Source organism: Pseudonocardia sp. Cha107L01, assembly GCF_052566575.1.
Genome location: NZ_CP199579.1, coordinates 1,651,422 through 1,674,168, shown reverse-complemented (window position 1 = coordinate 1,674,168; position 22,747 = coordinate 1,651,422). Strand labels below are relative to the sequence as shown.

Here is a 22,747-nt window from a genome sequence, read left to right as displayed (position 1 = left end):
GCGGACTGGGCCAGCTCGGCGCAGTCCAGTTCGAGCGCGGCGTCGGTGATGCCGTAGGCGGGCCACTGTGCGATCACCCGTAGTTTCCCCACGGGGGGGTAGGGGGCTGAGCCATACCGGCTGGCGGTAGACCAGCCGCGATCCTTTGTGGTCGGACGTCCCCCGGCCCTCGAAGCTGACGAACACGGCGGCACCGGTGGGTTCCGCGGGCGCGTTGGCGAGATTCATCAGTGTGGTGCCGTCGGGGTACTCGACCGCGAACCGCACGCGCTCGTCGTCGCGGCCCGCCCCGCGCACGAAGATGTGCAGGCCCTGGTCACCGTGACCCCATGGGGGTATAGGTGGGTCGGGTCGGCGGGCGGCGGCCACGAAATGCAATGGGGGACATTAACTCCGCCCGCCCCCGGTCACTATCTCCGCGCTCAACAGAACGGCAAAGTCGAGCGAGCGGTCGCGTGGCATGCGGGCGGGGAGTGGACGACGATCCTCGTCATGGGGATGCGGTGGCGATCAGTGTGGCGCACGACGGGACTGGTGGCGGCCGCGCTGACTGCGACTGTTGCGGTGTTGGTGGGGTGCGCCTCGCAGCCGTCGGTGCCGGTGCCGGTGCCGGTGCCGGTGCCGGTGCCGGTCACGGTCGCGCCCTATCCCGCGCCGGCGGTCCCGGTCTCCGGAGCCGGGCTGGTGCTGCCGCCGATCGCCGGTACGGCGCCGACAACGCCGGCGGCGACCGGAGGTGTGCGGCCGGGCGCGGACTGGACCACCTATCACGGCGACGCCACCCGTACCGGCTACGTCGCTGCCGGCCCGGATCCGGTGGCGCCGGCGGTGGCGTGGCAGGCTCCGCTCGACGGCGCCGTCTACGGCAGCCCGGTGGTGATCGCCGGCGAAGTAGTGGCCGCGACCGAGGGCGGGTCCGTTTACGGCCTCGACGCCGTGACCGGTGCGCTGCGCTGGCGCACCCACCTGGCCGATCCGCTGCCTGGCTCCGCCCTACCCTGCGGCAATATCAACCCGATCAGCATTACCGGGTCGCCCGCCTACGACCCGATCAGCCACCAGGTCTTCGTCGTCACGGTCGAGCCCGGCGGGCGCCACGAGCTCTACGGCATCGATCCGTCCGGCGGGGCGGTCCGCAGCCGCCGCGACGCCGACGTGGCCGGAGTCGACCCCGCCACCCACCTGCAGCGCGGCGCCCTGCTGGTCTCTCGCGGCACCGTCTACGTTCCCTACGGCGGCAACTACGGCGACTGCGGCCAGTACCGCGGCAGCATCGTGGGCCTACCGACCACGGGTAGCGCCCCAGTCACCTCCTTCGTCGTCCCGACCTCGCGCGAAGGCGGCATCTGGGCGGCCTCCGGTCCGGCCGCGCTGCCCAACGGCGACCTGATTCTCACCACCGGGAACGGCGAGGCGACCTCCGGGAACTGGGACCACAGCGACTCGGTGCTGCGCCTGTCACCAACGCTGGCTCTCGTCGATGGATTCGCTCCGGCCAGCTGGGCCGAGGAGAACTCGGTCGACGCCGACCTGGGATCCATGGGCGCGGTGCTGCTGCCCGGTACGCACTCAGCGCTCGCCGCCGGAAAGGGCGGCGGGGTGTTCCTGGTGGACCTCGGCGCCCTCGGTGGGGTCGGCGGGCAGAAGGGGACGGTCGACGGTTGCCAGGCATACGGGGGCGGCGCGAGCGCACCGGTGCAGGGCGGGGGCACGGTCGCCTACCTGCCCTGTACGTCGGGGCTGCTGCAGTTGCGGGTCGCCACCGATGGCGGGTTGCGCAAGGGGTGGCAGGCGCCGTCCACGGTGAGCGGCTCACCGCTCATCGTCGGGAGCACCGTGTGGTCCCTCCAGCAGGACGGCGCCCTGATCGGACTCGACGCCGCGACGGGGGCCCGGCTGGTGACCCTGTCGGTCGGCGACGCCAGCCGCTTCGCCACGCCCGCCTCGAGCGGTAATGCGTTGTTCCTGCCGACCAATCACGGCATCACCGCGGTACGCCTCGCACCGTGAGCCCGCAGGAGGGCCTACCCGGGTTGGGTTGGCCCCCGGCGATGTCGTGTTCCGAAGAAACCATCCGGCGCCGAGTCGGCCACGCCTACGCCCAGACCGTGCTGCGATACGCCGACCAACACGCCTCGCCCAAAATGTACCGCTCTCTGCCCTGTGGTCGTGGTGGTCACGCTGTCCGCAGGCGAACGGCAACCGGACGCCCCGCCTCGTGATGATGACCAGCGAGTCTCAGCGGCGGATCGGGGCTTAAATAGCCCGGCTCGACGTTCGGTCGAGCTCGTCGCGCACGGCGGCGGGTCGACATGCGCCGCGCGGTCGAGCAGCAAGGCTCGCAGCATCGGGGCGCGCCTGCGGGCGGACGCCGAGGTCCCGGCGCAGCCGCGGACATGGCGTTTGGCACCGCGTCGTCGCCCCGGCCTCACGACGTCAGTCGATGGGGCAATCCCTACGAAAAGGTAGGGGTCATTGGCGGGATAACCCTACCGAAATAGTAAGGAGTTGCTGGGACGGTGGCGCTAGCACCACTCCCTCCATGGAGGTGGGAGGAGTTCACCTAGCTGAACCGGAGACAGCATGACCGCGACAGTCCGTGCCGCCATTGCCGCGTTTGGTATCGCGGCCGGGATCGTTACCGCCGCCGGCCCAAACACAAGCGCCCCTCCCGCGGCACCCTCGCTCGCCTCGGCTACGAACACGAACGCTGTACGGGTATCCGATGTCCGGCTCGCCGGATTCGATCAAGTACTGGCGGACGACGACTCCTGTAACGGAGGTTCCCTGCAGGGCAGCTATTACTGCTATCAGCAGGGTGGAACTAAATCGCAAACCACTCAAGATGAGTACACACCAGTGCAACCTTCGTTCGGGTACAACAACCTGCCGCAGTGCTCAGCCGGCTCCTCTGCCATAGCTGGGGCTCTCAGCGGGGATGGCTGCTCTTAGCCCGAATCCACCGCTGATCTCGCGCTGGCGGGCGCGCCTAAAAGATCGGATGCCTCCTGGACAGGGACGGTGTGTCGGGCGACGGACAACATCAGCCCACCCAAGGCGCTCGCCAGCTGACTAATTGCGACCAAACTCGCGGTGCCAGCCGTCGTAAGTGTCCCCAGCGATATATAGAATGAACCCACGCGCGACAGAGCGACGCCAAAGTCTTCTCTTGTACCGATCGCTCAGTATGCAGCGGCGAAATCTAGCACTGGCTCATAAGCATTCGAGCTAAAGCTGATATCACCCCGCGGTACATCGACGCCGCGCACCGGGTACACGCCAGGGTGGAGGACTGCCTCGGGACCGGGAAGGGCACCGGCCTGGGCCGATTCCCGTCCCACGACTTCACGATCAACACCGCCTGGCTGACCGCGGCCATGACCGGCGCCGTCTTGCTCGCCTGGCTCACGCTCCTCGCCCTTGACGGCCAGTCGGCAAAGGCCGAGCCCAAACGCTGCGCTACCAGACCTGCACGCCGCTGCCCGCCTCGTTCGCGGCGGCCATCGACGACGGCTCAAAGTTCCTCGTACCTGGCCCTGGGCCACCCAGATCGAACACGCCTGGCAGCGGATCACGACGCTGCCCCAAGCGCCCTGACCAGCGTGAACCCGACCTGCGACCTAAGAAAAGGACCCCGGGGCCCGTGGAACCCCCGGCCCCCGACCCGACAGCCGGGCCGTCCTGTTGCCCGCACACGCCAAAATCCGCGGCAACGACCGATGCCCGGCGCCTGCGCACGACTCCGCCCTCAACCATGAAAGGTCAGGGCTAGCGCCCGCTGCTGCCCCACCCGAACGTTCTAACGCACCAACGACTCCGTCCTAGACAATGAAGAACTTCACCTGCAAATGGACAAGTCTCCGGGAGGCAGCCCATGGCGCCGGCGTTCGCGCACGGGACCGGTCAGCAGGGCAGCAGCGTCGAAGAGCAGGAACCTCGGTGAGAGACGCGGTGCGCCTTTGGCTGATCGCAATTCTGTTCGCGATCGGCGGGTCGGTCCTGGCCGGCTGCAGGGGCGGTGGCGACAACGGTGCGCAGTCAAACTCCAGCGGCTCGATCAACGTCGCGATCGTCGGCAACCCTCAAGTGCAGGATCTTGCGCGTCTCACGCCGTCGCTCTTCACGGCGCAGAGCCATATCAACGTGAACTACACGATCCTCGACGAGGGCACATTGCGTGAGGTCATCACGAGCGGTGTGTCGGGCCGGGGCCCCGAGTTCGACGTCGTGATGATCGGCCCGTACGAGGCGCCGCAGTTCGGCAAGGACGGCTACATCACCGACCTCACGCCCAGGGCCTCCTCCGACAAGGCCTATGACCTCGACGACGTCATCCCGTCGGTACGGAAGGCACTGTCTATCGACGGCAAGCTCTACGCCTCGCCGTTCTATGGAGAGTCGTCGTTCCTGATGTACCGCAAGGACGTCTTGCACGACGCCGGAATCGAGATGCCTGCGCACCCCACGTGGACACAGGTCGCGCAGATCGCCCGGAGGATCAACACGCCCGCCAGGGCCGGCATATGCCTGCGCGGCAAACCGGGTTGGGGCGACCTCGGCGCTTCGTTTACAACCGTGCTGAACACGTTCGGTGGCACGTGGTGGTCCGCCAAGCCGGACGGTTCGGTGGACAAGGCGATGGTCGATCAGCCTGAGTTCCGGGAAGCGCTCCAGTTCTACGTCGACCTCGTCAGGGAGGCGGGTGAGACCCAAGCCGACACCGCGAGCTACAACCAGTGCCTCGCGCAGTACCTAAGCGGCAAGGTCGCGATGTGGTACGACGCGACGGTCGCTGCTGGCCTGCTCGAGGCGGCCAACAGCGACGTCAAGGGCAAGAACGGCTACGCCGCCGCCCCGGTCGAACGGACGAAAGCGGCGGGATGGCTGTGGTCGTGGGCGCTGGCCATGCCGACATCGTCGAAGAACCCAGACTTGGCATGGAGTTACATCGCGTGGGCGACCGGACCTCAGTACATCAGAGAGGCGGGGAACCAGATTGCTGGCGGGTGGGCGGCCATCCCACCGGGCACGCGCCGGTCCACATACGAGATTCCCGACTACCAGAATGCCGCCCGCGCATTCGCCCAGCCGACGGTCGACGCAATCGAAGCTGCGCCAGTCGACAACCCCGGGACGACCGAGCGGCCCGGCTACCCTGGCGTCCAGTATGTCGGCATCCCTCAGTTCCAGGACGTGGGCGACCAGTGCACCGAGCAGTTCTCGGCCGCGATCGCAGGCAGGTCGTCGGTCGATTCGGGGCTCGAAAACTGCCAGGAGACCGCTTCCCAGGCGGTTCGGTAACTCATGCGGCCGCGACAGATTGCACCAGTGGCGCTGGTTCTGGTCGTAGCCATTGCGGGCTTCATCGTCGCGCGCTTGCTCGCCGAGCGAGACGTGCAGCGCGACTCTGAGCGCCGCGCCGAGGTCGCCGTGGCGCAGATCCATGGCCGGATCGCGCAGGCGGCGTCGCTCACCGAAAGCCTCCGCCGGTTCATGTTGGACGCCGGCGGTACCGGTGTCACAAGCGACCAGTTCGCAAGGAATGCGTCGAGGTGGCTCAGCCCGGCGGACTTCCCGGCCGCTGCATGGGTCGAGCCGGTTCCCGACTCAGAGCGTGCGGCTTACGAGGGACGAATCGGCCAGCCCGTCGTGACACCGGACGAGCGAGACAGCGTCGTACCCGCCAGCTCGCGCTCCTCCTATCTGGCGGCCACGCTGGTATCTGGCTTCCCTCCCCTGGCCCTGCCCGGCGTCGATCTGAGCGGCGAGCCGGATATGGCTACGGCACTCGATCGCGCGACACACCTCGGTCGCGTAGCCGCGACGCCGGTGGCAGGCCTCGACGGGATGAAGGGCCTTTTCCTGGTCGCTCCGGCGCCGAATCTTGTCGGCGAGACCCTGCGCCCGGGGTACGTTGTGGTCTTCGTGCCGGAGCTGACGTTGACTGCGGCGGCGGACACGCCGGGGTTGTGGCTGGCGGTCGGCGGCGCTGGCACCGGGAGACCTGTCGGCGGGCAGACCGTCCGCACGTCGTTCACCGAGGCAGGGCAGCGATTCGACGTCTTTCTGCCAAGGGGCTCGGTCCACGGTGCCGCGGCGGCCTTGCCTTGGATCATCCTCGCCTGCGGCCTCGTTCTCGCGGGCCTCGCGGCGGCGCTCGGGATGAACGCGGCGCGGCGAGCCAGGGCGCAGAACGAGCTCGACCGCATCTTCAATCTCTCGCCCAACCTGATCGCGGTGGCCAACTTCGACAGGCACTTCACGCGAGTGAACCCGGGCGCGGAGCGGATCCTTGGCTACCCGCAGGACGAGTTGCTCGACCGACCGTACCTCGACTTCGTGCACCCGGACGACCGTGAACGGACAGCAGCGGAGTCGGCCGCGATCGCTCAGGGCAAGACAACGCTGTCGTTCGAGAACCGCTACGTCCGCAAGGACGGCTCGTACCGAGTGCTCGAATGGACGGTGACGCCGGTCGTCGCGGAGAGCGTCATGTACGCGGTGGCGCGCGACGTGACTGAGCGCCGGCGCGCTGAGATCGAGCTCAAACGCCTCGCGGGCGAGCAGGCAGCGCTGCGGCGGGTGGCCACGCTGGTCGCTAGCGGAGCCGGGCCGGAGGAGGTGTTCGCCGCGGTCGCCACGGAGGTCGGCCGGCTGCTGGCGGTCGACGTCGCGGGCCTGATCCGGTACGACCCACAGGACATGACCACGATCGTCGGCATGTGGAGCAGCCCAGCTGCGACGGGGCCGAGCCTTATCGGCAGCCGGTTGCCACTTGGTGGGCGGAACGTGACGACGATGGTGTGGCGGACGGGCCGCTCGGCGCGGATCGACTACGCCGACGTTTCGGGTGCTGTCGGTGCTGCCGCCCGCGACCGCGGACTGCGCTCGTCGGCAGGCGTACCGATCAGCGTTGAAGGCCGACTGTGGGGCGTCATGATCGTGGGGTTGACCCGCGACGAGTTGCTGGCGGCGGACGCCGAGGGGCGGCTAGCCGGGTTCACCGAGCTGGTCGGCACCGCAGTGGCCAACGCCGAGTCCCAGGCCCAGCTGACCGCCTCCCGAGCGCGAATCGTGGCCGCCGCCGACGCCGCTCGCCAGCGGATCGAGCGCGATCTGCACGATGGCGCCCAGCAGCGGCTGGTCTGCCTCGCCCTCAAGATCCGCGCGGCGCGAGTGGGGGTCCCGCTTGAGGCCGGTGAGATGGCCGCGCTGCTGGACGACCTGGCTGAGGAGGCGACCAGCGCGGTGGATGAGCTGCGCGAGCTCGCCCGTGGCATCCATCCGGGGATCCTCGCCAACGGCGGGCTGGTCCCGGCGCTCGAGGCGGTGGCCAGCCGCTCTGCGGTTCCGGTCGAGCTGGACGTGGGCGTCGACCGTCGGCTGCCCGAGCAGACCGAGATCGCCGCCTACTACCTAGTGTCCGAGGCGTTGACCAACGCGGCCAAACACGCCGAAGCCTCCGTCGTTCACGTCGAGGTGGACATTGCGGAAGGCGTCCCCGGAAACGGTGTGCTGCGCGTCGCGGTCCGCGATGATGGTGCTGGCGGCGCCGAATTCACCGGGGGCACGGGCCTGGTCGGGCTCAAAGACCGGGTAGAGGCGCTCGGGGGAACGATCGAGATCGAAAGCGGGCGCGGGAAGGGAACTGCGCTGCGCGCAACGCTCCCGATCACAGCCTCCTAAGAGCAGTGCGGTCGGTGAGGAGGTGCGAGCGGGCTTTACCTCGGGTCGTTGCCCGGGGTGGCGGGTTCTGGGGGCGCGATCCTGGCGATCACCGCGCTCGCGTGGGCGTTCAGCCAGGTCCACATCGCCGACGGTCACCCGCCGTACAACACCCCTGAGACCAAGGAGAGATCGTGACTATCCCCGCGACGTGCCCCGCCTTCGTGGTGTCGGCCGAGAACTACGACCGGCTGATGGGCCGTTACCTCCCACGCTCGCGCCATGACTGGCGCACACACGCGACGTGGAGTCCCACAGGCCCAGCGGATCTCCATCATTGACTTGCTACCCGGTAGCCGGCATCGGCCAACCATGCGCGGGCGCGGCCCCGCCGCCGTTCGCCGGATAACTGGTACCACCGCTCCAACTCGCCCGGCCACCGAGCCAAGACATCCTTGAAGCGGCGAAACGCGCCCCTTCCCTGCAGCGCGATACCCAACCGATCCGCCCGATCTTCATCCTCGACGGTGTCAAGGAACAGCATCATGTCCTGGTAGCCGTCGCGGGAGCCCTCACCGTGCACCCAGAGGAACCGCTCGTCGTCCTCGAAGTCCGGTGTGTCGATGTCGTCGCCGCCCTCGTCGAGGTACTCGATCGTGCTGCGCGGCCACACCTCGCCGGTGCGCAGGTCGAGGGCACCGCCGGTGGTCACTGGTCCACCCTCCTTGTGGGCACCGGCAGGGTGCTTGTTGTTGGGATCCGGCGAGAGCCGGGGTGACGGCCTGTGGTGGTCGCCCTTTGAGGGCCGCGATGACACTGCCGCCCCCGGTTCTTGCGGGGCCGTGGACCGGCAACAGAGGGACGCGCCGTAGAGCGCCAGTCAGTGACCGCCCGGTGATCGGCTTCCTCGCCGGGTCGTCGCTGCCGCTGTGAGGAGAGCTGATGTTCCTGCCCGAATGCCCGTTCTATGTCGGTATCGACTGGGCCGCCGAGACCCACGCGGTGTGTGTCCTCGACGCGGCCGACAAGATCACCGCCGAGTTCACTATCGCGCACACCGCCGAGGGCTTCGCCGTGCTGCTGGGCCAGCTGGGTCGGCTGCGCCCCGACCGGATGGAGGTGCCGGTCGCGATCGAGCGCCCCGACGGGCGACTGGTCGATGCCCTGCTCGAGGCCGGGCACCCGGTCGTGCCGGTCAGCCCGAACGCGATCAAGACCTGGCGAGACGGGGAAGTGCTGTCCGGCGCCAAGTCCGACGCCGGCGATGCGGCCGTGATCGCGGAGTACCTGCGGCTGCGCGCGCATCGACTGCGCCCGGTGACCCCTTACCGCGCCGAGACCCTGGCGCTGCGCACTGTGGTCCGCACCCGAGGTGACATCGTCGCGGCCAGGGTCGCGGCGACCAACCAGCTCACCGCGCTGCTGGATGCGCACTGGCCTGGCGCCAAAGCGATCTTCGCCGACGTCGAATCGCCGATAGCGTTGGCGTTCCTGACCCGCTACCCCACCGCCGCCCACGCCGCGCACCTGGGCGAACAGCGCCTGCGCGGGTTTTGCGTCAAACATGGCTACTGTGGGCGCCGCCACCCCGCGCAGCTGTTGGCCCGACTGCGCGCCGCGCCGGCGGGCACTACCGACCCCATCCTCGTCGAGGCCATCGGTGACGCGGTGCTTGCCCTGGTCGGGGTCCTGCGCGCACTCGGTAGCGCTCGTAAGGACCTGGACCGCTCGGTGACCGCCCACCTCGGGGAGCACCCGGACGAGAAGATCTTCACGTCGCTGCCACGGTCGGGTCAGATCAACGCCGCCCAGGTGCTCGCCGAGTGGGGCGACTCCCGGCAAGCCTACGACGGCCCCGAGGCCGTGGCAGCCCTCGCTGGGATGTGCCCGGTGACCACCCAGTCCGGCAAACACCGCGCGGTGCACTTCCGCTGGGCCTGCAACAAACGCTTCCGCACCGCGATCTCGACCTTCGCCGATAACAGCCGCCACAGCAGCCCATGGGCGGCGAAGATCTACGCCGACGCCATAGCCCGCGGTCACGATCACCCGCACGCCGTGCGAGTACTGTCCCGCGCCTGGATCAGGGTCATCTACCGCTGCTGGCTCGACGACGTGCCCTACGACCCCGCCCGACACGGCAACGCCGCCGGTCCACCCCAGGCGGCCTAACCACGAACCCACCGCGACCCGAACACCGCGGTGGCCGCCCCAGCGCGGGCAGGGCACCGCCCTGCCCGCGGCTTCACCCTGCCCAGGCCCGGCAGGGGCCCGCGAGTCCAGGACCGGCGAAGCCGGCCCCGCAGGGGCGCGCAGCGTCCTTGACGCGTGGGGGGCCGGGCCGTACACGCGGCCACCGCAAACCCGACCACGGCCAACCGCAGACGAGTCGGAGGTTGACACAGAGGGTGTCATCGGGTCACCCTCGAGGATGTCCGACAGCTGCTCGAGGTCCACCGCCAGCGGGCGCAGCATTGGGGTCGGCCTGACACCGGCGAGCGCGTCGAGCTGGTCGGCCAGCTCGACATCACCGACCCATCCACGTTCCCGCAGCGCCACCACGCAGCGGGCCGCGGCCTGCGGTGCGCCGTCCACCCGCTGCGCGAGCGCGGCCGCCAAGGCCTCCCCGAGCAGTTGCCACACCCCCGCCGGCCGGGCGGGGTCGCCGGCCAGCGCCACCACGGCGGTCCCGTCACAGCGGTAAGCGGCCCCCCGCAGCTCCCTCATCCAATCCTGGTCGTCCATCGCCTCACCATGCCGGACCATTGCCACATCTTCGCGAGGGCGGGGCCCGGGGAAGCAACGTCCGCGCGGACGGGCCCGCTCGCCACGTCCGCCAGTCACCCTCGACGGGTCGAGAGCCTCCCGCTGCGCTCCCAACCGAGTGATCGCGGACTCCACGTCGGCGCTGGTCAGCGGGCGACCGCGTGATCTTCGTCGTGCGGCCCAGCGCTGATCAACCCACCTTTCGTGAGTCACTGGTCTGGCCGAAGCGGCGCATAGCGGCCTGCTTGGACGCGCCCAGCTCCTTCCGTTCGCCCGCGCGGCGGCGACCGTAGCGGCCAGGTTGGCCTCCGAGGCCGCTATGGCGGCCAGGGCCAGGCCGACCGCGCGCAGCCGTGTCCTCCACGGTCACGCTGGGGTCGTCGGGGTCGAGGTTGTCCAGCCAGTCCGTTGCCTCAGCGGCTGCCTTCTCTAGCTGCGCTCGTGTGCGTGGCATGTGAATCACCCCTTCTCCAGGAATCGGTAGAACTTCGCCCGTAGCGGCATCGCGTGGATGATCACCGGCTCTGTGTCGGGATCGAGCACCACGATCTCGAGGAGGGCGCCTACCCGGTCCGGGCCGATAACCAGCACCCGGTCCGCGCTGCCCTGCCGCACGGCCAAGGCCACCGCGTGATGCATGTCGTCATCAGACACGCCGTGTTTGCGTGCACTGTCAGCGACATCCATCATTCTCCGACCTCGGAGGAACCGTCACCCACTGATCGATTGTAGATCCCAATCAGATTGCATCGTTGCTGGTCAGACGTGGTGGGCCCCCGGGGGATCGAACCCCGAACCCGCGGATTAAAAGTCCGCTGCTCTGCCGATTGAGCTAGAGGCCCGTGTGCTGGCCCAGGGTACCTGGGGCCTCCGAGCTTACTTACCCGATCCGGTGTGTTTGCCGGGTGGATACCGCCAGACCCGCTCAGTGATCAGAAGATGGCCCCATGCGCTCACTGCATCGCTATCTCATCGCTGCCGGGGTTGCCAGCCTGCTTGTCATCGCGACAGCGTGCAGCAAGCCCGCCGACGCCCCCACCGGAACCGCAACTCCGGCCAGCCCACCGTCTTCGGACGCCGACACCAGCAACGCGAAACAGATCGTCGTCACCGCTGTGTTCGCCCACGACGACGCAGCCACCAACTACAACAAGACGCTGGTCCCGGACGGGGCGAAGGTCCTCGTCGCGGAGAACGTTTTCGACGGGGCGACCACCGTCACCCTGAACGTACGCGGACTGGTGCCCAACCGGGCCTACGGCGCGCACGCGCACGCCATGCCGTGCGGACCCACCGGTGAGGCCGCCGGACCGCACTTCCAGCACACCCCCGACCCGGTCAAGCCGTCCGTCGACCCGGCCTTCGCCAACTCCGCCAACGAGATCTGGCTGGACTTCAAGACCGACGCACAGGGCGACGCCACGACCGCGAGCACCGTGCCGTGGGTGTTCACCAACGCCAAGGCCGCATCGGTCGTCATCCACGCCGACCCGACGCAGACCGCACCGGGCAAGGCCGGCACCGCTGGCGCGCGGGTGGGCTGTGTGAGCGTGGGCTTCTGACCCGAGCCGAATTCGCCTGAACTCGACGGAACCACACCGCCCCGAGAGCCGTCTCAACATATGTGACGCGCTACGTCCTCACCGACATCGAGCAGGTCGGCGCCGAGCTGGCCCGGCGGGCCGCCGAGGTCAACGGCTGGCTCGACGCGGCGGCGGGCCGTTCCCCGCCGCCGCTGCGCGCCGAGGAGTCCGAGCTGGCCGGCGCGATCGCCCAGGTCGACCTGGCTTGCTACCAGGCACTCTCGGCCGCCGCCGCCCGGCTCGCGTCGGCCGCCGAGTCGGTGGCGGCGTGCGCCGATGCGGTGCGCGCGGTCGACGCCGAGTTGGCCGAGCGCATCTGCCGGTGGACCGGATGAGCGAGCTGCCGCACGCCGCCGGGCACCGTTGGGCGGAGGCCGCCGCGCTGCTCGCCGGTGCGGGCCGGGCGCCGTCCGCTGTGCTCGCCTGGCTGGGGCCGGCCTGGTCGGGATCGGCGGCCCGGGCCTACGACGACTGGGCCAACGGGTTCGAGCAGGCCACCCGGCGGGCCTCCGGCGCGCTGCGCGACACCTCCGATTCGATCCGTGCTCTCGCCGAGCGCTGGCCACAGCTGCGGCTCCAGGCCGACTTCGACAGTGTCGACGCGGGCTCGCGGGCGATCACAGCGGTTCCGATACCCGGCGAGCCCGCCGGCGCCGCGGAGCCCGGGCCACGCGCTGAGCTGGCTCACGTCCCCAAGCCCGCGTCTCGGCCGCCGCGCCGCGTCGAGAACGTGGACAGCTGGATCCAGCAGGCGGTGGTCATCCTGCGCGAGCACGGCTACCGCCCCGACCAGATCGACCCGGAGGCAATCGAAACGATCATCCGCCACGAGTCCGCCGGCGACCCCGGTGCCGTCAACAACTGGGACCTCAACGCGGCCAGGGGCACTCCGTCCATGGGGTTGATGCAGACCATCGGCCCGACCTTCGATCGCTGGCACCTGCCGGGGCGCGGCGAGATCCTGAACCCGGTCGACAACATCGTCGCCGCTGTCCGCTACGCGGTGGACCGCTACGGCTCGATGTCGCGGGTGCCCGGCGTACTCAGTCTCGCCGCGGGGCAGGCCTATCGTGGCTACTGACGCGCCCACCGACGCCGTACGGCATAGGCTGGCCGGCGATGAGCAGCACAGTCAGCGGCCCACCTTCGGCCGGTTCCCGCCTGGCCGTCGCACAGCGCGCCTCGGTCGAGCCGTTCCACGTGATGGACGTCTGGGTGGCGGCAACCGAGCGCCAACGCACCCACGGCGACCTGGTCAACCTCTCCGCCGGCCAGCCGTCCACCCCCGCGCCGGCACCGGTCCGGGCGGCCGCCGTCGAGGCACTGTCCTCCGACGTGCTGGGCTACACGGTGGCAGTGGGGATCCAGGAGCTGCGCACCGCGATCGCCGCGTTCTACCAGCAGCGCTACGGGGTGCCGGTGGACCGCGACGATGTGGTGGCCACGACCGGCTCGTCGGGCGGTTTCCTGCTCAGCTTCCTCGCCGCGTTCGACGTCGGCGACCGGGTGGCGCTGGCCCGCCCTGGCTACCCCTGCTACCGCAACATCCTGCGTGCGCTGGGCTGCGACGTGGTCGAGCTGGACTGCGGCCCGGACAGCCGGTTCCAGCCGACCGTCGAGATGCTCGAGGACGCCCACCGTCGACAGCCGCTGCGCGGGCTGATCCTGGCCAGCCCGGCCAACCCCACCGGCACCGTGCTGGAACCGACCGAGCTGGCCCGGATCGCGGCCTGGTGCGAGAGCACCGGCGTGCAGTTGGTCAGCGACGAGATCTACCACGGCATCTCCTACCCGGGCACCCCACAGACGGCCTGCGCCTGGCAGACCTCCCGCGAAGCGATCGTGGTCAACTCGTTCTCGAAGTACTTCTCGATGACCGGTTGGCGGCTGGGCTGGCTGTTGGTGCCGCCGAGGCTGCGACGCGCGGTCGACCGGTTGACCGGCAACTTCACCGTCTGCCCGCCCGCGCTGCCGCAGCACGCCGCGCTGGCCGCGTTCGACCCGGCCAGCCTCGCCGAGGTGGAGTCGCACGTGACCCGGTACGCGGTGAACCGGTCGCTACTGCTGGACGGATTGGCTCGGATCGGCATCGACAAGCTGGCCCCGGCGGACGGCGCGTTCTACGTCTACGCGGACGTGGGCCACCTGACCGACGACTCGATGACCTACTGCCGGACGCTGCTGGCCGAGACCGGGATCGCCGTCGCACCGGGCCGAGACTTCGACACCGAGCAGGGACACCGGTTCATCCGGCTGTCCTTCGCCGGTGCCACCGAGGACGTCGTCGAAGCCCTGCGGCGCCTGGAGCTGTTCATCGGCTAGCCTGCGCGGGCATGACCGCCGGCGAAACGCGCCTGTTGGCCTGGGAGCGCCGGCTGGACTGGCCGCTCACCGGGCTCGCGGTGATCTTTCTGGGGCTCTACGCCTTCGACGTGCTGAACACCCGGCTCAGCGACGGCCAGCACGAGGTGGTCGACCTGGTGCTGACCGGGATCTGGGTGCTGTTCGCGGCCGACTTCATCGTGCGCCTTTCGCTGGCCAGGAATCACCGGCGGTTCTTCCGGACGCACCTGCTCGACGTGCTGATCCTGGTGCTCCCGATGGCGCGGCCGCTGCGCGCGTTGCGGGTGCTCACCGTGATCGGCGCGCTGAACAAGCGGCTGCGCGGCGGGCTGCACGGCAAGGCCGCGGTCTATGTCGTCGCGACGACGCTGCTGGTCGGCACGATCGCCGCGCTCGCGGTGCTGGACGCCGAGCGGAACGCGCCGCACGCGACCATCACCACGTTCGGCGATGCCGTCTGGTGGACGATCAGCACGATCACCACGGTCGGCTACGGCGACCTGTACCCGATCACCACCGAGGGTCGGATTGTGGCGGGGACCCTGATGGTCGGCGGCATCGCCCTGCTCGGCGTAATCACCGGTTCGTTCGCCACCTGGTTCGTGGCCAGCATCCGTGACCTGGAGGAGGAGGTCGACGAGTCCGGCGACGAGGTCAACGCCCGCCTCGACGAGGTACTCGTCGAACTGCGACTGCTCTCGACCCGGGTACGCGAGCTCGAGTCGAGCCTGACCAGGCCGGATCGGCCCGACCAAGTCAGCCCGGACGGCGCGGGGGCCTGACTCCGGCGCGGGCCGATCCCGGCGTCCCGACACGGGTCAGCCCGACGACGCGGGCCGAGGCCCGCCGGGCCCGGCAGCGCGGCTCGGCGCGGGTCGGCCCGGCTCAGGCCCGGCCGTGCGGGTCAGGCGGGGCGGCGGGGTGCGGCGACGCCGGTGTCGACCGGGCCGACCCGGTCCAGCACGGTATCGATGTCGTCGGCGCTCACGTCAGCATGCGTCACGAACCGAACCTGGTTGCCCATCGGCCCGGCCAGCACACCGGACTGCTCCAGCCGCTGAAGCATGCTGGGCAGGTCAGCCGCGGTGAGCAGCACGATGTTGGTCGCCGGCTCACTCACCCGCCAGCCCCGGTCGGCCAGACCGGCGGCCAGGCGCGCCGCCTTGTCGTGATCTTCGGCGAGCCGCTGGACGTTGTCGAGAGCGATCAGGCCGGCGGCGGCGAGCACGCCGCCCTGGCGGACCCCGCCGCCGAGCATCTTGCGCAGCCGCCGGGCCTCCTCGACGAACTCGACCGATCCGGCCACCACCGACCCGACCGGTGCGCCGAGCCCCTTGCTCAGACAGACCTGCACGGTGTCCACCCCGACGGTCAGCGCCGCCGGCGGCAATCCAAGTGCGACCGACGCGTGCCACAGCCGGGCACCGTCCAGGTGCACCTTCAGCCCGGCACGGCGGGCCGCGGCGGCCAGCGCGGCGTGCTCGTCGACCTGACTGACCACCCCGCCGGAGGCCATGTGGGTGTTCTCCAGGCACAACAGCGTGGTGCGCAGCGTGTAGTACGGGCCGGCCTTGCCGGCTGCACGCAGCACGGCGCTGGGCGAGATCTTGCCCGGGCCGGCGTCGTGCGGCAGCGGGCGCGGCATGCCGCCGGCCAGCCAGGCCGCGGTGCCCAGCTCGGCGTCCAGCACGTGCGCGCCGGCCGGCGCAAGGAACGCATCGCCCCGGTTGAGGTGGGCCATCAGCGCGATCAGGTTGCCCATCGAACCGCTGGGCACCCAGAGCGCGGCCTGCGCACCGAGCAGGCCGGCCACCCGTTCTTGCAGCTCACGCATGGTCGGGTCGCCGTCGAGCACGTCGTCGCCGACCTCGGCGGTGGCCATTGCGGCCCGCATCTGCCGACTCGGCTGAGTGACAGTGTCTGACCGCAGATCGATCGGTGCGGACTTGACGGAACGTCCCCGACGGCTGGACCGGGACCCGGAGTTAGTGGAAGGCCGCACGCTGAGATATTGAAGCAGCCCTTATGAGCGAGATCTCGGCGGGGTAACAAAACAGTTACGGATACTCATTTGTGTGACTGCAGTGCAACCAGGTGGCTCACTCGGCACGTCCACCTGGAGGTACGGGAGGGTGTGGGGTGGACGAGGCCGCCGAGCAGGCGTTCGAGGAGTACTTCCGGAACCGGCGAGAGGCCGTGCGCCGCAATGCCTACCTGCTGTGCGGTGACTGGCACCGCGCGGACGACCTGGCGCAGACCGCCTTCGTCGCGCTGCACCGCAAGTGGGACACCATCCGGGAGCCGGCCGCGGTGGACTCCTACCTGCGGCGGACCCTGGTCCGGGCGATGATCGACGACACCCGGCGGCCCTGGCGCCGGGAGCGCGCGGTCCCGGAACCGCCGGAGCCGACCGCGGCGGACGGCCCCACCGACCAGGTGGCCACCCGACACACGCTGGTTGACGCACTGCGCCAGCTACCGCCCCGGCAGCGTGCGGTGCTCGTGCTGCGGTTCCTGGAGGGTATGGACGTGGCGGCCACCGCGCGGGCGATGGGCTGTCGGGAGGGCACCGTGAAGAGTCAGACCGCGCACGGGCTGGCCGCGCTGCGCACGGTTCTGGGCAGCGCGCTGGACGACCTACGGCCGACCGGGTGAGCGCGGTGCGAACGGCCATGGGCGGGGGAAGCGCGGTGCGAGCATCACGAGCGATGAGATCAACAACGGCACAGCGCACGACACAGGCACAGCCTCGGGAGGTGGCACGGCGTGGATGAGCGCAGGTTGACCGAGATGTTCTCCGAAGCCGCCGACTCGGCGGCGCACAACGCACCACCCGCGACGTTCGACCACTCCGACGTGGTGGCCGGGTCGCGCCGGGCGCAGCAGCGCAGCCGCCGGCTGCAGACCAGCGCGATCGCGGTCGCCGTGATCGGCCTGGCCGCGGCCGGGACGGTCGGTATCGGGGTGCTCAACACCTCGACCAGTGGGTCGAGCACGCTGGCCGAGCCGTCGCCGGTTACCTCGCCACAGGCCGCCGAGAGCGCCCCGGGCGCGGAGTCGGCGCCGCAACCGTTCGGCGCGCAGTCCGACTCGCGCGCCGCTGCCCCGTTCGCCGCCGAGAAGCGGGCCGGCTCGTCCAGCTGCGCGGTCCCGGACCGTCAACTGTTCGAGCAGCTCAGCGAGGTCGTCCCGGCGGTCCGCGGCGCCACCCCCCGGCCGCTTTCGGACGAGGCGTACTGCCCGGAGGGCGCCCGGGGCGTCGAGGTCGACGTGACCGACGGCGGGGCGCACGGCGTGCTGCGGGTCCTGCTGTCGCCGCCGGGCTCGCTGGGCGGCGGGTCGAACGTGCAGACCGGCGGCGGGTCGCAGTCGACCAGCAGCGTGGCCACCCATGACGGTGGCTCGCTGAGCCTGACCACGTCCTCCAGCCGGGGTGACGCCCCGTTCGAGGACGACCTCGACGACCTGGCGGACAAGCTGGCCGCCAAGAACTGACCGGGACACCGGGGCCGACCACCGGAGCGTCAGGACAGCCCCGGCCGACCTCGGGCCACGCAACCGGCGGACACCCGGCAACGGCGCCGGACGGACCACGTACGCTCGGTGAACGTGATCCCGAACGTGCTGGCCAACCGTTACGCGAGCGCCGAACTGGCGCACCTTTTCTCGCCCGAGCACAAGATCGTGCTGGAACGCCGGCTCTGGCTCGCCGTGCTCCGCGCGCAGTACGAGCTCGGCGTGGCCGTCCCCGATCAGGCACTCGCCGACTACGAGCGGGTCGTCGAACAGGTCGACCTGGCATCCATCGCCGCCCGCGAGCGGGTGACCAGGCACGACGTGAAGGCACGCATCGAGGAGTTCAACGCCCTCGCCGGCCACGAGCAGATCCACAAGGGTCTGACCAGCCGCGACCTGACGGAGAACGTCGAGCAGGCGCAGGTCCGGGGCGCGCTGGTACACCTCGCCGACCGGACCGTCGCGGTGCTGGCCAGGCTGGCCCGGCGCGCCGGGGAGTACCGCGAGCTGGTGCTGACCGGGCGCAGCCACAACGTCGCCGCACAGGCCACCACGCTGGGCAAACGGTTCGCCAGCGCGGCCGACGAGCTACTGGTCGCGCACCGGCGGTTGACCGAGCTGACGGAGCGCTACCCGCTGCGCGGCATCAAGGGCCCGGTCGGCACCGGCCAGGACATGCTGGACCTGCTCGGCGGCGACGCGACCAAGCTCGCCGAGCTGGAGCGCCGGGTCGCCGCGCACCTGGGCTTCAGCGAGGTGCTGACCAGTGTCGGCCAGGTGTACCCGCGCTCGCTGGACTACGACGTGATCACCGCGCTGGTCCAGCTCGCCGCCGGCCCGTCCAGCCTGGCCACCACCATCCGGCTGATGGCCGGCCAGGAGCTGGTCACCGAAGGCTTCCAGCCGGGCCAGGTCGGCTCCAGCGCCATGCCGCACAAGATGAACACCCGGTCCTGCGAGCGGGTCAACGGACTGGCTGTGGTGCTGCGCGGTTACGCCAGCATGGTCGGCGAGCTGGCCGGCAACCAGTGGAACGAGGGCGACGTGTCCTGCTCGGTGGTCCGCCGGGTTGCGCTGCCGGACGCCTTCTTCGCCATCGACGGGCTGATCGAGACGTTCCTGACCGTGCTGGACGAGTTCGGTGCCTACCCGGCGGTGATCGCCCGCGAGCTGGACCGCTACCTGCCGTTCCTGGCCACCACCTCGGTGCTGATGGCGGCGGTGCGCGCCGGGGTCGGCCGGGAGACGGCACACGAGGCGATCAAGGAGCACGCCGTCGCGGTGGCGCTGGCCATGCGGGAGACCGGCCAGCCGGAGAACGACCTGCTAGCCCGGTTGACCGCCGACCCCAGGCTCGGCCTGCCGGACGGCACGCTCACCCTCGGCGACCCGCTGGGCTTCACCGGCGCGGCGACGTCGCAGGTGGACGACGTGATCGCCCGGGTGAACGAGCTGGTCAAGGCCAACCCGGACGCGGCCGCGTACACGCCCGCGCCGATCCTCTAGGGCACTGGGAGCCAGAGCACATGGAACTGCTGCACTCGGGCAAGGTGCGCGAGATCTACTCCGACCGGGGCGACATCGTGCTGGTCGCCTCCGACCGGGTCTCGGTGTACGACGTGGTGCTGCCCACGACGATCCCGGACAAGGGTGCGTTGCTCACCCAGCTGTCGCTGTGGTGGTTCGGCAAGACCGCCGACGTGGTGGACAACCACGTGATCTCCGCCGACGACGTGCCCGCCGAGGTCGCCGGTCGGGCGATTCGCTGCCGGCGGCTGGAGATGCTGCCGGTGGAGTGCGTGGCGCGGGGCTACCTCACCGGGTCCGGGCTGAAGGACTATCAGCGCACCGGTGCGGTGTCCGGCGTGCGACTGCCGGCCGGGCTGGTGGACGGCTCGAAGCTGCCCGAACCGATCTTCACGCCGAGCTCCAAGGCGCCGGCGGGCCAGCACGACGAGGCGATCACCTTCGACGACGTGGTCGCGCTGCTCGGCGCCGACACCGCCGCCCAACTCCGGGACGCCACCCTCGAGCTCTACCGGCGCGGAGCCACGCTGGCGGCGGCCAACGGGATCCTCATGGCGGACACCAAGTTCGAGTTCGGCCGCGACGCCTCCGGCGCGCTGGTGCTGGGCGACGAGATCTTCACCTCCGACTCGTCCCGGTACTGGCCGGCCGACGACTGGGAACCCGGCCGTCCGCAGCGCTCGTTCGACAAGCAGATCGTGCGGGACTGGGCGGCCGGCACCGGCTGGGACAAGACCGCGCCCGGCCCGGCGGTCCCGGCCGAGGTCGTCGAGCTGGCCCGCTCGCGCTACATCGAGCTCTACCAGCGGATCACCGGCCAGCACTGGGGTTCCTGACTCGTGAGTGGCGAGTGGTCCCGCGGGACCACTCGCCACTCACGGGCTCACCGCACTCGCGGCTTCACAGCACTGTCACGCCAGCGCCACACCCAGGTCAGCCAGCCGTCATGCCGGTACGGCGCAATGGAGCATGTGACATCACTGATCGTGTCGCTGTCCGGGCTTTCCGAGCGGAACCTGCCCGCCTGTGTCGAATTCGCCACCGAGCTGGACTCGCGCCTGGTGCCGGCGTCCTGGCTGCTCCCGCCCCGACCCCGGGACGGCCGGCACCTTCCGGACGCCCCGGTGATCGGCTGGCTGCGCGGCCGGATCGGAGCGGGCGACGCGTTGGTGTTGCACGGGTTCGACCACTCCGTGACGCCCGGCGGGCGGGCGCTACTCGGCCGGCGCGCGGAGTTCGCGGCGCTGCCCAGCCACGAGGCCACGCTGCGGCTGATCGCGGCCACCCGGACCATGGATGATCTCGGACTGCATTCGGACGTGTTCGCCCCGCCGCGCTGGCTGGCCTCCGCCGGCACCATCGTCGCACTGCGCCGCCGAGGGTTTCGGGTGTGCGCGGACGGCTCCGGCGTGCGCCTGTTGGACCGGCATGCCCCCCGGGACCGGATGCTGCGCGGCCGGGTACTGAGCACCGGCGGGGCGCTCACCGCGAGCGGCGTGCTCGGCAGTGGGGTGCTCGGCAGTGGGGTGCTCGGGGGCGGCGGGCGTGGCGGGATGCTCGGCAGTGGGGTGCTCGGGACCGGCGGCGCTCTCGAGACCGGCGGAAGTCGAGGGACCGGCGGCGTACTCGGGACCGGCGGCGGACGGGGTTCCGGCACCGCGCTCGGCAGTGCAGGGGTGCCCCCGGAGGCCACCGAAGCTTGGCGGCACCGCTCGCTGGTCGCCTCGGCGGCCCGGCTCGCCCGGCGAGGCGGACTGGTCCGGATCGCCGCGGACGCCGCCGAGCTGAGCCGACCGGCCGCGCGCCAGGCGCTGCTCGACGCGGTGGACGCCGCGCTGGCCGCCGGTGCCCGGCCAGCCACCTACCGGTCGCCGGTGCCGAGGCCCGCCCCGCTGTCCGCCTGACTGGGCCCGCTGACCACCGACCACCGCGCACGGCGTGGGGCCGTTTCCCGCCGACCACCGACCACCGCGCACGGCCCGACGCTGCCGGCACGCCGCACGGCCTGTACGCCGCACGACCTGCACGGCCCTGACGTCGCCCAGTTCAACCACAGCAGGGTCTGATCATGCTCGAGGGCCCGCTGTGGTTGAGTTGATCATGAGGGGGTGGATCGGTCACGTGAGCCGGGTCAGCAGGTCGGCCTCGTCGGCGGCGCTGAGTCCGGCCCGGCGCGGCCGGTCCAGGCCCAGCGACCGCTCATAGGCCAACGCGTCGCTCGCCGACGCAGCCAGCGGGCGCGCGGTCAGGCCGGCGGCGAGGGCGGGCGAGGTATCCCGGCTGAGGAACCCGTGGTGCGTCGGCGGCAGCCACAGTGGCAGGGAACGCGGGCCGGCCCACGGCGTCACGCCGGCGTCGAGCAGCGCCGAAGGCGACGCCGCCACCAGCTCCAGTGCCGGAGCACCGCCCTCCGGGCCACCCACCGCCGGTCCCCCCGGCTCCGGTGCGTCCGGCTCCGGTGCGTCCGGCTCCGGCGCGTCCGGCTCCGCCTCCCCCGGCAACCCACCCACCGCCGACGCCTCCCGCGGCAGCCCACCCACTCCCGGCACATCCGGCGGCAACCCACCCACCCCCGGCACATCCGCCGACGCCTCCCCGACCGACCCACCCACCGCCGAGGCGATCCCCCGCAACACCTCGCCCAGCGTGCGGCGCGGGCCGGCACCGTCGAACACGCCGCCTAGCCCGCGTTCGGCGGCGGACACGACCCAGGCCGCCAGGTCCCGCACGTCGAGGTACTGCAACGGCTGGTCCAGTGCGTCCGGCACGATCGCCCGGCCGCCCCGGGAGAACCGCGCCGGCCAGTAGCCGAACCGGTCGTGCGGATCACCCGGCCCGACGAGCAGCCCGGCCCGGACCACGAACGCCCGCTCCCCGAGAGCTGACAACACCGCGTTCTCGCTGGCCACCTTGGCGGCACCGTAGAGATCGGGATCCACGGCCGGTGTGGCCGCGCCGGCCGATGAGACGTACGGGGAGAGCAGCGGCGCGTCGACCCCCTGCCCGGGGGTGGCCTTGTCGGCGTAGACGTTGATCGAGGAGATGAACGTCCAGTGCGCCACCGCGCCGGCCAGCGCAGCCAGCGCCTCGCTGACCCAGGGCAGCGACATCGTCGCCACGTCGACCACCGCATCGAACGACTCGCCGCCCACCGCCGCGGCCAGCGCACCCGGCGAGTCGCGGTCCGCCACCAGCAGTCGCGCCCCGGCCGGCACCGAGCCGGACACCCCGCGCGCCAGACAGCTCACCCGATGCCCCCGGGCCAGCGCCTCGACCGCCACCGCATGGGACAGGAACACCGTGCCGCCGAGCACCAGGATCCGCATGCGGCCACTCTCACGCCCCGC

Annotated in this window: 18 protein-coding genes and 1 tRNA gene; 14 read left to right on the top strand and 5 right to left on the bottom strand. The window is 70.9% G+C overall.

Translation table 11 applies throughout. The annotated features are described in order from the left end of the window. Positions 1-513: 513 nt before the first annotated feature. The 3 genes from ACTXG6_RS07850 to ACTXG6_RS07840 all read left to right on the top strand — a co-directional run bounded on the left by ACTXG6_RS07850 (position 514) and on the right by ACTXG6_RS07840 (position 7,686). On the top strand, positions 514-2,010 hold the full coding sequence (locus ACTXG6_RS07850; RefSeq protein WP_445187094.1) for an outer membrane protein assembly factor BamB family protein: 1,497 nt from the start codon (positions 514-516) through the stop codon (positions 2,008-2,010). Between the two features lie 1,929 nt (positions 2,011-3,939). Beyond that, positions 3,940-5,301 carry an ABC transporter substrate-binding protein gene (locus tag ACTXG6_RS07845; RefSeq protein WP_445187093.1) on the top strand — a complete coding sequence of 454 codons (1,362 nt, stop codon included), beginning with the start codon at positions 3,940-3,942 and terminating at the stop codon, positions 5,299-5,301. Between the two features lie 27 nt (positions 5,302-5,328). Further along, entirely contained in the window at positions 5,329-7,686 is a 2,358-nt protein-coding gene (locus ACTXG6_RS07840; protein ID WP_445187092.1) for a PAS domain S-box protein, read from the top strand. 313 nt (positions 7,687-7,999) lie between these two features. Here ACTXG6_RS07840 and ACTXG6_RS07835 read toward each other — a convergent pair whose 3' ends face one another. Further along, the gene (locus ACTXG6_RS07835; protein ID WP_445187091.1) at positions 8,000-8,377 is read right to left on the bottom strand and encodes a UPF0158 family protein; all 378 of its coding nucleotides are present in this window, start codon (positions 8,375-8,377) and stop codon (positions 8,000-8,002) included. Between the two features lie 230 nt (positions 8,378-8,607). Here ACTXG6_RS07835 and ACTXG6_RS07830 point away from each other — a divergent pair, with 230 nt between their 5' ends. After that, complete coding sequence (locus tag ACTXG6_RS07830; protein ID WP_445185136.1) at positions 8,608-9,837, top strand: IS110 family transposase; 1,230 nt, start codon at positions 8,608-8,610, stop codon at positions 9,835-9,837. Between the two features lie 1,053 nt (positions 9,838-10,890). On the opposite strand, the gene ACTXG6_RS07825 is transcribed toward ACTXG6_RS07830, so the two are convergent. Continuing rightward, a complete protein-coding gene (locus ACTXG6_RS07825; RefSeq protein WP_445187090.1) occupies positions 10,891-11,085 on the bottom strand; it encodes a hypothetical protein in 195 nt (64 codons plus the stop codon). A gap of 112 nt (positions 11,086-11,197) precedes the next feature. Then, a tRNA-Lys gene (locus ACTXG6_RS07820) sits at positions 11,198-11,273 on the bottom strand. Between the two features lie 105 nt (positions 11,274-11,378). Here ACTXG6_RS07820 and ACTXG6_RS07815 point away from each other — a divergent pair. The 5 genes from ACTXG6_RS07815 to ACTXG6_RS07795 all read left to right on the top strand — a co-directional run bounded on the left by ACTXG6_RS07815 (position 11,379) and on the right by ACTXG6_RS07795 (position 15,139). Further along, positions 11,379-11,993, top strand: a complete 615-nt coding sequence (locus ACTXG6_RS07815; RefSeq protein WP_445187089.1) for a superoxide dismutase family protein — start codon at positions 11,379-11,381, stop codon at positions 11,991-11,993. A gap of 62 nt (positions 11,994-12,055) precedes the next feature. Beyond that, positions 12,056-12,349 carry a hypothetical protein gene (locus tag ACTXG6_RS07810; RefSeq protein WP_445187088.1) on the top strand — a complete coding sequence of 98 codons (294 nt, stop codon included), beginning with the start codon at positions 12,056-12,058 and terminating at the stop codon, positions 12,347-12,349. Beyond that, positions 12,346-13,095 carry a transglycosylase SLT domain-containing protein gene (locus tag ACTXG6_RS07805; protein ID WP_445187087.1) on the top strand — a complete coding sequence of 250 codons (750 nt, stop codon included), beginning with the start codon at positions 12,346-12,348 and terminating at the stop codon, positions 13,093-13,095. Before ACTXG6_RS07810 ends, ACTXG6_RS07805 begins: the two co-directional genes overlap by 4 nt. A gap of 38 nt (positions 13,096-13,133) precedes the next feature. Then, positions 13,134-14,336 (top strand): pyridoxal phosphate-dependent aminotransferase, encoded by a 1,203-nt coding sequence (locus ACTXG6_RS07800; protein WP_445187086.1) that lies wholly within the window; start codon positions 13,134-13,136, stop codon positions 14,334-14,336. Positions 14,337-14,347: 11 nt separating this feature from the next. Beyond that, positions 14,348-15,139 (top strand): potassium channel family protein, encoded by a 792-nt coding sequence (locus tag ACTXG6_RS07795; RefSeq protein ID WP_445187085.1) that lies wholly within the window; start codon positions 14,348-14,350, stop codon positions 15,137-15,139. A 122-nt stretch (positions 15,140-15,261) separates the two neighbouring features. Here the strand turns inward: ACTXG6_RS07795 and ACTXG6_RS07790 are convergent, their stop codons facing one another. Further along, positions 15,262-16,293 (bottom strand): threonine aldolase family protein, encoded by a 1,032-nt coding sequence (locus ACTXG6_RS07790; RefSeq protein WP_445189946.1) that lies wholly within the window; start codon positions 16,291-16,293, stop codon positions 15,262-15,264. Positions 16,294-16,496: 203 nt separating this feature from the next. Between ACTXG6_RS07790 and ACTXG6_RS07785 the strand changes: the two genes are divergently transcribed. From ACTXG6_RS07785 to ACTXG6_RS07765, 5 genes are all read left to right on the top strand, one after another. Continuing rightward, positions 16,497-17,012: a SigE family RNA polymerase sigma factor gene (locus tag ACTXG6_RS07785; protein WP_445187084.1), complete on the top strand. Its 516-nt coding sequence runs from the start codon at positions 16,497-16,499 to the stop codon at positions 17,010-17,012. Positions 17,013-17,123: 111 nt separating this feature from the next. After that, complete coding sequence (locus ACTXG6_RS07780) at positions 17,124-17,852, top strand: hypothetical protein (RefSeq protein WP_445187083.1); 729 nt, start codon at positions 17,124-17,126, stop codon at positions 17,850-17,852. A 114-nt stretch (positions 17,853-17,966) separates the two neighbouring features. Further along, complete coding sequence (purB, locus tag ACTXG6_RS07775; protein WP_445189945.1) at positions 17,967-19,379, top strand: adenylosuccinate lyase; 1,413 nt, start codon at positions 17,967-17,969, stop codon at positions 19,377-19,379. Positions 19,380-19,399: 20 nt separating this feature from the next. Continuing rightward, a complete protein-coding gene (locus ACTXG6_RS07770; protein WP_445187082.1) occupies positions 19,400-20,236 on the top strand; it encodes a phosphoribosylaminoimidazolesuccinocarboxamide synthase in 837 nt (278 codons plus the stop codon). A gap of 135 nt (positions 20,237-20,371) precedes the next feature. Continuing rightward, on the top strand, positions 20,372-21,304 hold the full coding sequence (locus ACTXG6_RS07765) for a DUF2334 domain-containing protein (protein ID WP_445187081.1): 933 nt from the start codon (positions 20,372-20,374) through the stop codon (positions 21,302-21,304). Between the two features lie 213 nt (positions 21,305-21,517). On the opposite strand, the gene ACTXG6_RS07760 is transcribed toward ACTXG6_RS07765, so the two are convergent. After that, on the bottom strand, positions 21,518-22,726 hold the full coding sequence (locus ACTXG6_RS07760; protein WP_445187080.1) for an NAD-dependent epimerase/dehydratase family protein: 1,209 nt from the start codon (positions 22,724-22,726) through the stop codon (positions 21,518-21,520). Between the last annotated feature and the right edge of the window lie 21 nt (positions 22,727-22,747).